Raw genomic sequence first — 8,796 nt, 5'->3', positions numbered from 1 at the left:
GTAGCTTCAGATTCAGACTCACAATAGATTCTGATAATTGGCTCGGTGTTAGATTTTCTCAAATGCACCCACTCATTTTCAAACTCAATCTTAACACCATCAATATCATTAATTTTATTCTTAGAATATTGATTCTTCATTTCCACCAGGATGCGATCTACATCTACTTCTGGTGTTAATTCAATCTTGTTTTTAGAAATATGATAATTAGGATATGTGCCCCTTAATCGTGAACAAGATTTGCCAAACTTGGCTAAATGAGTTAAGAACAAAGCAATGCCCACCAAAGCATCTCTTCCATAATGTAATTCAGGATAAATAATTCCGCCATTACCTTCGCCACCGATGATCGCGTTAGTGCGCTTCATCTCTTCAACAACATTTACTTCACCCACTGCTGCGGCACTATATGTTCCTCCATGCTTTTCAGTAACTACTCTTAAGGCCATGGAAGAAGACATATTTGACACGGTAGCTCCTTTCAGCTTGCTTAATATATAATCGGCAACAGCCACCAATGTATATTCCTCACCGAATGGCGTACCATCTTCCTGGATTAACGCCAATCTGTCAACATCAGGATCTACCACAATACCTAAATCGTACTTACCTTTTTCTAACTCAGATGAAATCTGGGTTAGGTTCTCTGGCAGAGGCTCTGGATTATGAGGGAAATGGCCTGTAGGCTCACAGAATAATTTTTTGCATTCCACCCCTAAAGCATCAAGAAGCTTAGGAATGGCGATACCTCCTGTAGAATTAACAGCATCAATTACCACTTTAAAACCTCTGGATTTAATCGCTTCGACATCTACCAATGGCAGATCAAGAATCATTTGGATATGCTTATCAATGTAAGAGTCATCTTTTTTTATCGATCCTAAATGATTTACCTCAGCAAAATCAAAATTGGCGTTCTCGCCTAATTCAAGAACCTCAGCACCATCTGCGCCACTTATAAACTCTCCTTTGTCATTGAGCAATTTGAGTGCATTCCATTGTGCTGGGTTATGGCTGGCAGTAAGTATAATTCCACCTGCTGCATCTTCTAATGGTACAGCTATTTCAACGGTAGGTGTTGTAGACAACCCAAGGTCGATAACATCAATGCCAAGCCCTACAAGTGTGTTCGCAACTAAATTGCTCACCATTTCACCCGAGATTCTTGCATCCCTGCCAATAACAATCTTATTTTTTCCTGATTTATTCTTTGCCCAACTACCAAAAGCAGCAGCAAATTTTACAACATCTAAAGGCGTTAAATTTTCGCCTGTTTTCCCACCGATGGTACCACGTATACCAGAAATTGATTTGATTAAAGTCACACGAACTGAGTTTAAATTTCAGAGTGCAAAGTTAACATTTTTAGTTTTTTCAGTGACTAGTTGTTTCAATAATTCAAAATACTTGTCGTAAGGGTAAGACTTTTTCAGAATTTATTTAAATTGGACAGTTAATCGTTTGGGTATGACTTATTTATTATTTGTTCTGGGTTTTGTTTTCTTGATAAAAGGAGCCGATTTTTTGGTCGATGGCGCATCGAATATCGCTCGAAAATATAATGTTAGCCAGATGATCATAGGCCTAACCATTGTATCTTTCGGTACATCCTTACCTGAGCTTTTAGTGAACATTAATGCTTCTGTTGCAGGTAATCCTGAGCTGGCAATTGGAAATATTTTCGGAAGTAATATCGCCAATATATTATTGATATTGGGTGTAAGTGCATTGATTATGCCATTACCCATTACTAAAAACATTTATTTCTCGGAAATTCCGTTTTCACTGGTAGCTACACTTTTGGTTGGTTTTTTAGCCAATGCGGCCCTGTTTACAGATGAGAGATCACTTGCATTAAGTAGAGTTGATGGCATCATTCTGCTTGTTTTCTTTGTGCTATTTATGGGCTATATCTATGTTGTGTTTAAATCCGATAAATCAGAGTTGAGCAAAGAAATTCCAACGGATATTCAACCAATGGGTAAGTCAACCTTATTAATATTGGCGGGTTTGGTAGGACTTTTTTTTGGCGGGGAATGGGTGGTAAATGGAGCAGTAGTTATTGCCAAACAATTTGGTTTGAGTCAAACATTTATAGGATTAACGGTTGTGGCTATTGGTACATCACTTCCTGAGTTGTTTACTTCAGCAGTGGCTGCTTTTAAGAAGAACACAGACATAGCTGTAGGGAATGTGGTAGGCTCTAATATCTTTAACCTTTTATGGATTTTGGGTGTAAGTGCTGTAATCAGGCCTTTACCTTTTGATGTAGCCAGTAACACAGATATTGTAATGATTATCTTTTCAAGTACACTCCTAATTTTTGCTGTGGCAGTTGGCAAAGGAGCCAGAATTGTTCGTTGGGAAGGTGCTCTATTTGTGGCCGTCTATATAACCTATATTGTCTATTTAGTGTACCGAGGCTAATTAAACTTGGCCAATACTTTATCTACTTCATTATCTGGGTTGCCACAGGTTTGATCTCCTGTCATAGTTTTTCCGCAATAACCGCAAGTTGCCCCCTCTTTGTTAAGGAATGGACTCTGAGATGCACATGTGCCTTTGAATTCGCCATTTTTTAAAAATATAAGTCGTACCGACATAAGGGCGAAGAATAGTGCGACAAATCCAATAACCAACAGAAAAGTAAGCATGTTTATTTATTTTTAGACAAAATTACCAATTCATGCATTAAACATCAGTGTGTTACACAAAGTTTCTGATTCTAGTAAGTATATGAAAGAAATAAAAAAAACTCCTGACCATAACAGAAAAGCGAAACTTGAAGCCTTCGACAGGTTGCTGACCATCATGGACGAACTAAGGGAGAATTGCCCGTGGGATATGAAACAAACGATGGAGAGTTTAAGGCATTTAACCATTGAAGAAACTTATGAACTTACTGATGCCATCATTGAAAATGATATGCAGGAAGTGAAAAAGGAATTAGGAGACTTGATGCTGCACAATGCTTTTTACGCGCGTATTGCTTCTGAAAAAGGAGAGTTTGATATAGCAGATGTGCTAAATTCCGTTTGTGATAAACTGGTTGAAAGGCACCCACACATTTATGGTGATGTAGAAGCCACTGATGAGAAGACCGTAAAAGAGAATTGGGAGAAAATTAAGCTCAAGGAAAAGGGCAATCAAGATAAGTCGGTATTAGGCGGTGTGCCTACATCTTTACCCGCTATGGTAAAGGCCATGAGAATTCAGGAAAAAGCTCGAGGAGTTGGGTTTGACTGGGAGAAGAAAGAACAAGTTTGGCAAAAAGTGGAAGAAGAGATGAATGAGTTCAAAGCCGAATTTAACATTGAGTATGACACCGAGATTGATAAAGAAAGAGCCCAGGCTGAGTTTGGTGATTTGTTGTTTTCGTTGATTAACTACTCTAGATTTCTTGATATCAATCCGGAGGAGGCCCTGGAGAGAACTAATAAAAAGTTTATTAAGCGTTTTCAATATCTCGAATCTGAATCTTCTAAGGATGGTAAAAGGATGGGTGAAATGAGTCTTGATGAGATGGATCAGTATTGGGAGAAGGCGAAACAGTTCAACAAAGAAAATTAGTTCTTAATCCCTTTCTTACGTAACTTGTTAGGGTAGCGAGGTATCTATTATGTTTAGTTGGCCTACTTGAACGTAATAACTAATGATATTAAAAAGAATCTCATCCGTCTTTGGTTGGACATTTTTGATCTTGCTAAGTACTTATTTTTACTTAGAAAGTGTAGGCCCTTATTTAATTCGAACCATTGAACCAAGAAAGCTAGCCATTGAACCTTGGTTGGTTGCACATTTTGTGGGCGCATTTTGTACACTATTTATCGGACCGATCCAGTTTTGGCCAAGAGTAAGAAAGAAGTATCCGGCTACTCATCGCACTTTAGGTAAGATTTATATTGTAGGTACGCTCATTGGTGCTAGCACAGTTTTTTACCTTCTTTTCAATGGCTATCCTCTTCCGGGGGGTGTCCCATCACTATTTGTGCTGGCGATACTCTGGATTTTCATGACAGTTTCTGCATGGATTTGCATTAAAAATCGGGATATAGAAAACCACCGCAAATTTATGATCAGAAGTTATGTGATGGGGCTCGCGTTTATCTTCATACGGTTATTTAATCGGCTCGATGAATTCGGACTATCTGTATTTCCATTTATTGAAGACCCTATGATGCGCTATACCCTATATGAATGGATTTGCTGGATTTACCCTCTGGTGATTGTTGAAATGGTGTTTGTTTGGTGGCCGATTGTTTCAAAAAACCTAGCTACAATTAAAAGTTGAAGATATGAGTAAATATCAAAAAGAATTAAGCTATTAAACCCTAAGACTATGAAAAATCAAATCGTCTCTCTGCTGGTTTGCTTTTTAATGTTTTCTTGTGCACCTGAAAGGCCACAGTTTAATCTTATAATCAGCAACGTAAATCTCATCGATGGCACCGGGTCACCAATGCAAGAAGGTGTGAACGTCTATGTAAAAGACAAAAAGATTGTAGCCATTAACAATGATCAGATTGATCAATGTGAAAATGTAATCGATGGCTCAGGCAAATACCTAATACCCGGCCTGTTTGATTGCCATGTTCACACTGTTGATTACGAAAAAGACTTCCCTAGATTTATGCACTATGGAGTAACTTCAGTCTTTATTACAGGTGGAAGTAAATGTACTAATGAGTACTATGCAGAAATGCGAGAGCGGGGCAATCAGGACTCTCTACCTGCACCAAGAGTTTTTCATACCAGCCAACATTTTACCATGGAGGGAAGGCATCCGGTCAAAACTTATCCAAGTCCACTGTGGCGAGATGGTGAATCTATTTTTTTCTTAAAAGATACGGCCCAGATCGAAGAGCTTGTTAAACGAGTGGCTCAATACCCGATACAAGGCATTAAGCTAACAATAGAAGAGGGACCAACTCCACCATGGGTTGAGCGGATGCCACAGGCTTTTGTAAACAAAGTACAAAAAGAAGCCACCAAAAATGGCACGAAAGTTTTTGCCCATGTGAGTGATATCATTGAGTTAGAAATGGCGCTGGATGCAGGCATCAAAAACCTAGTACATTGGACCGGGGTGGATATTGATTTCGACAGAGATACCGTTCTCCTTGAAAAAATTTATGATGTTAAACCTAACTGGATCACTACGCTTATGATTGACAAAGGGTTGATCTATCCGGTTTATCCCGAATGGATTGAGAAGGTCAGGAAAGAGAATGTATATGATGAAGACAGGCTGAATTTGGCTTATGATTCCGGATACATAGCGAGAGCAGGAATGTACCTCGGATTTATGAAAGAGTACTTGCAAAAAGATGATTTGACTATTACAGATGTAGCCCAATATCAGGTATCCCAAATTATGAAACTACAGGAAATCGGAATCAACTTTGCCTTGGGAACAGATATCAGCACCTTTGTTTTTCCGGGGTATGGCTTGCATGAAGAAATGGAGCTATTTCAAATGGGCGGCATGAAACCGTTAGACATTATAAAAATGGCCGCACACAATGCTGCCGTAATGATGCACGCAGAAGACAGCCTCGGGTCCATTGAAGCGGGCAAATTAGCCGATATTATTTTGCTCAATAAAAACCCGTTGGAAGACATAGGAAATACACTTTCAATCGATCAAGTATTTAAAAACGCTAAATCTCAAAAAACTTTAAGATAAAATAACATTCTCTTAATTATTTGATATTCAACATTATAAACGACAACAAACGTTTACAAATGTAATTTAAACGAATACAAATAATTAATAACCGAATACGGCTTGCCTGTCCCCCTTACTTTGCTTCAGCGAATCGGAAATACCGAGCAGCAATTAAAAATGTTTTATAATTTAAACTTTATTATCATGAACAATTTAAGAAACAGCGTGCAATTAATCGGAAGACTTGGAAAAGATCCTGAAGTAAAAGAACTCACTAGCGGCAAGACATTAGCGACATTTTCTATCGCAACGTCAGACAGCTATCGCAATGCGAATGGCGAAAAAATTGAAGACACCCAATGGCATAATGTCATTGCCTGGGGTAAGCAGGCTCAAATTGTAGGCGACTATGTTAAAAAAGGTCAGGAAATCGCCATCTCAGGTAAACTCATCCATCGTTCGTATGAAACTAATACAGGCGAGAAGCGATACATCACAGAAATAAATATGAATGAGTTATTAATGCTGGGCGGCAAAGGGAACTGATTCACTATGCATAGGTCATTTCGGAACGAAGTGGAGAAATCTTAGCCCCAAAGCCAATCAACTGTTATTTGCATGATGGCCAAGATTTCTCCGTTACTCTCCGAAATGACAGGCTAATTTAAATACACTTATAAAATTCAAAACCAATTATAAATGAATAAGCCACTAGAAATTTTATCCAAGACCTTTGGCTACAACACTTTCCGACCACACCAGGAGGATATCATCAACAGCGTATTAGCTGGTAACGATACCGTAGTACTCATGCCAACCGGTGGAGGCAAATCACTTTGTTATCAAGTGCCTGCTTTAGTGAAGGAAGGTACCGCCATAGTTATCTCGCCATTAATTGCCCTGATGAAGGATCAGGTGGATGCACTTCGTTTGCATGGTGTTGCTGCTGCTTATCTCAATTCAAGCCAGACACAAGAAGAACAGAATCAAATACTATTACTCATGCGCAGTGGCGAACTAAAGCTACTTTACCTGGCACCTGAAAGGCTACTTGGAAAGGAAGAGCAATTTATTTCTTTTCTACAAGGGCTAACTATTTCTCTAATTGCCGTTGATGAAGCACATTGTATTTCATCCTGGGGCCATGATTTTCGTCCAGAGTATTTGTTACTGGCAAAACTTAAGAAGGCCCTGACAAATGTCCCCGTCATTGCACTCACAGCTACAGCTGATGAGCTCAGCAGAAAAGATATTATCGATAAGCTGGAATTACCAAAGCCAACTGTTTTTATCACCGGATTTAATCGGCCAAACATTCAATATCTCGTTCGTCCCAAAAAAAATAGCTACGAACAACTAATTGATTTTCTGGATATGAATAAGGAAGAAAGTGGAATTATTTACACACTCCGAAGAAAGGATACCGAAGAGATTGCAGAAAAGTTGAATACTGACGGATTTTCGGCCAAACCGTATCATGCAGGACTAGAAAGGCAGGTAAGAAACGATCATCAGGAGAAATTTCTGAAAGATGAAGTAAAGATAATTGTGGCCACCATTGCCTTTGGAATGGGAATCGATAAATCCAACGTGCGCTATGTAGTGCATATGGATTTGCCTAAAAATGTGGAAGGCTATTATCAGGAAACCGGCCGTGCAGGCAGAGACGGCCTGTCAAGTACGGCTCTCATGTTTTATTCTTACAGCGACTTTTACTCCATGCAAAAATTGGTGGAGGTTGAAGATAACCCTGAGCAATCTGCTGTGATGGTTGAAAAGCTCAAACAGATGGCCGATTACGGCAGCCTGAAATCCTGCAGAAGAAGATATCTGCTTGAATATTTTGGAGAAGAGACGCAAGCGCGTTGCGGCAATTGTGATAACTGTTTGACCAATTTTGAAGAAATTGACGCCACGGAAATCGCACAAAAGGCACTTTCAGCTGTTGCGAGATTAGATCGTGGCTATGGAGCTAATTATATCATAGATTTTTTACGAGGGTCACAATCGGTAAAAGTGCGAGAGGAGCACAAACTGATAAAAACGTATGGCGTAGGCGCTACTACCTCAAAAGATGATTGGCGACATTATATCAATGAGTTGATTCGGGAAGGGTATTTAAGAAGATCGAAAGGTGAATACCCGGTGCTGGAGCTTACTCCAAAAAGTTCGGAAGTGCTCAAAGGTGCTGTCACGGTAATGCTTCCTAAGCCGATGAAGAATGAATTTGAATCACACAATGAAATTGAAATACATAGTGAACTTGTTAAGAATCTTAGGGACATGAGGAAGCAAATTGCCGATAGTGAAGATGTTCCTGCATTCGTTGTTTTTTCTGATGCTTCTCTTCACGAACTAGCCACTTTTCTGCCTCATAGCAAACCGGAGTTAACTCAAATTATAGGATTTGGCGAGATCAAAGTGCAGCGTTACGGTGATGAGCTTCTAAATGAAATAGCAGCCTATTGTACCAAACATAATCTAGGCTCCAACATGCGTGCTGTTCGATCAAAACCAAAAAGAAAAGCTGTCAAAGAGTTAGGTGAATCGTATCTAAAGACCTTAGAACTTTTTCAGAAGGGCAAGCCGATTGACGAAATTGCTAATGAGAGAGGACTAGCCTATGGCACGATAGAATCTCATTTTGATCAGCTTATTCGCCATGGAAAAATTAAAGCGGTTGACATTTTAGATCAGGAAACTATCGACATAATTAAAGCTGCAATTAATAAAGCAAATGGTATTGGCCTTAAACCCATCAAAGAGGAGCTTGGTGACGCATTTAGCTATGGGGAAATTAGAATGGTAATGGCTCAAATGTCATACTCCAAGCCACAAAATATCATATAACTGAGTCTGTTATGTACTTGATTTAAGCTCTCATATACAAAAAGGTAAGTTGTCTAAATTCCTTGTTAAAATTCAATAAGTCGATAAACTTTAAAATAATACCTAAGTTTTTGTTATAAACATTGGTTATTTTTCAAATTCCAAAATTGTGTTTATGGCAATTCTTAATTTGATAGGTGTTTTACTTGGATTTTCTATTGTAGCAATTGCTGCCAATCAGATAGCGCGTTATTTTCAAAATATTCGATTGCCGATTATCACAGGATTTTTGGTGGTTG

8 protein-coding genes are annotated in these 8,796 nt (G+C 38.9%); 6 read left to right on the top strand and 2 right to left on the bottom strand.

Annotated features, from left to right (window positions below):
* Positions 1-1,325, bottom strand: a 1,325-nt coding sequence (glmM, locus tag RLO81_RS05445) for a phosphoglucosamine mutase (protein ID WP_350108352.1), incomplete at its 3' end; no start/stop codon positions are given.
* Between the two features lie 142 nt (positions 1,326-1,467).
* On the opposite strand from glmM, the gene RLO81_RS05440 reads away from it, so the two are divergent.
* Positions 1,468-2,427, top strand: a complete 960-nt coding sequence (locus RLO81_RS05440; protein WP_350108349.1) for a calcium/sodium antiporter — start codon at positions 1,468-1,470, stop codon at positions 2,425-2,427.
* Here the strand turns inward: RLO81_RS05440 and RLO81_RS05435 are convergent.
* Complete coding sequence (locus tag RLO81_RS05435) at positions 2,424-2,654, bottom strand: hypothetical protein (protein ID WP_350108346.1); 231 nt, start codon at positions 2,652-2,654, stop codon at positions 2,424-2,426. The genes RLO81_RS05440 and RLO81_RS05435 overlap by 4 nt on opposite strands.
* 82 nt (positions 2,655-2,736) lie before the next feature.
* On the opposite strand from RLO81_RS05435, the gene mazG reads away from it, so the two are divergent.
* The 5 genes from mazG to recQ all read left to right on the top strand — a co-directional run bounded on the left by mazG (position 2,737) and on the right by recQ (position 8,518).
* Positions 2,737-3,570 carry a nucleoside triphosphate pyrophosphohydrolase gene (gene mazG / locus RLO81_RS05430; protein ID WP_350108343.1) on the top strand — a complete coding sequence of 278 codons (834 nt, stop codon included), beginning with the start codon at positions 2,737-2,739 and terminating at the stop codon, positions 3,568-3,570.
* Between the two features lie 82 nt (positions 3,571-3,652).
* The gene (locus RLO81_RS05425) at positions 3,653-4,291 is read left to right on the top strand and encodes a DUF2306 domain-containing protein (protein ID WP_350108340.1); all 639 of its coding nucleotides are present in this window, start codon (positions 3,653-3,655) and stop codon (positions 4,289-4,291) included.
* A gap of 48 nt (positions 4,292-4,339) precedes the next feature.
* On the top strand, positions 4,340-5,686 hold the full coding sequence (locus tag RLO81_RS05420) for an amidohydrolase family protein (protein ID WP_350108337.1): 1,347 nt from the start codon (positions 4,340-4,342) through the stop codon (positions 5,684-5,686).
* Between the two features lie 186 nt (positions 5,687-5,872).
* On the top strand, positions 5,873-6,214 hold the full coding sequence (locus RLO81_RS05415; protein WP_350108334.1) for a single-stranded DNA-binding protein: 342 nt from the start codon (positions 5,873-5,875) through the stop codon (positions 6,212-6,214).
* A gap of 153 nt (positions 6,215-6,367) precedes the next feature.
* Complete coding sequence (recQ, locus tag RLO81_RS05410) at positions 6,368-8,518, top strand: DNA helicase RecQ (protein WP_350108331.1); 2,151 nt, start codon at positions 6,368-6,370, stop codon at positions 8,516-8,518.
* Positions 8,519-8,796: the final 278 nt, after the last annotated feature.

It is taken from the genome of Fulvivirga sp. (genome assembly GCF_040220315.1).
In the GTDB taxonomy this organism is placed as follows: Bacteria; Bacteroidota; Bacteroidia; order Cytophagales; family Cyclobacteriaceae; genus Fulvivirga.
This window is presented reverse-complemented; position numbering and strand designations above follow the sequence as displayed.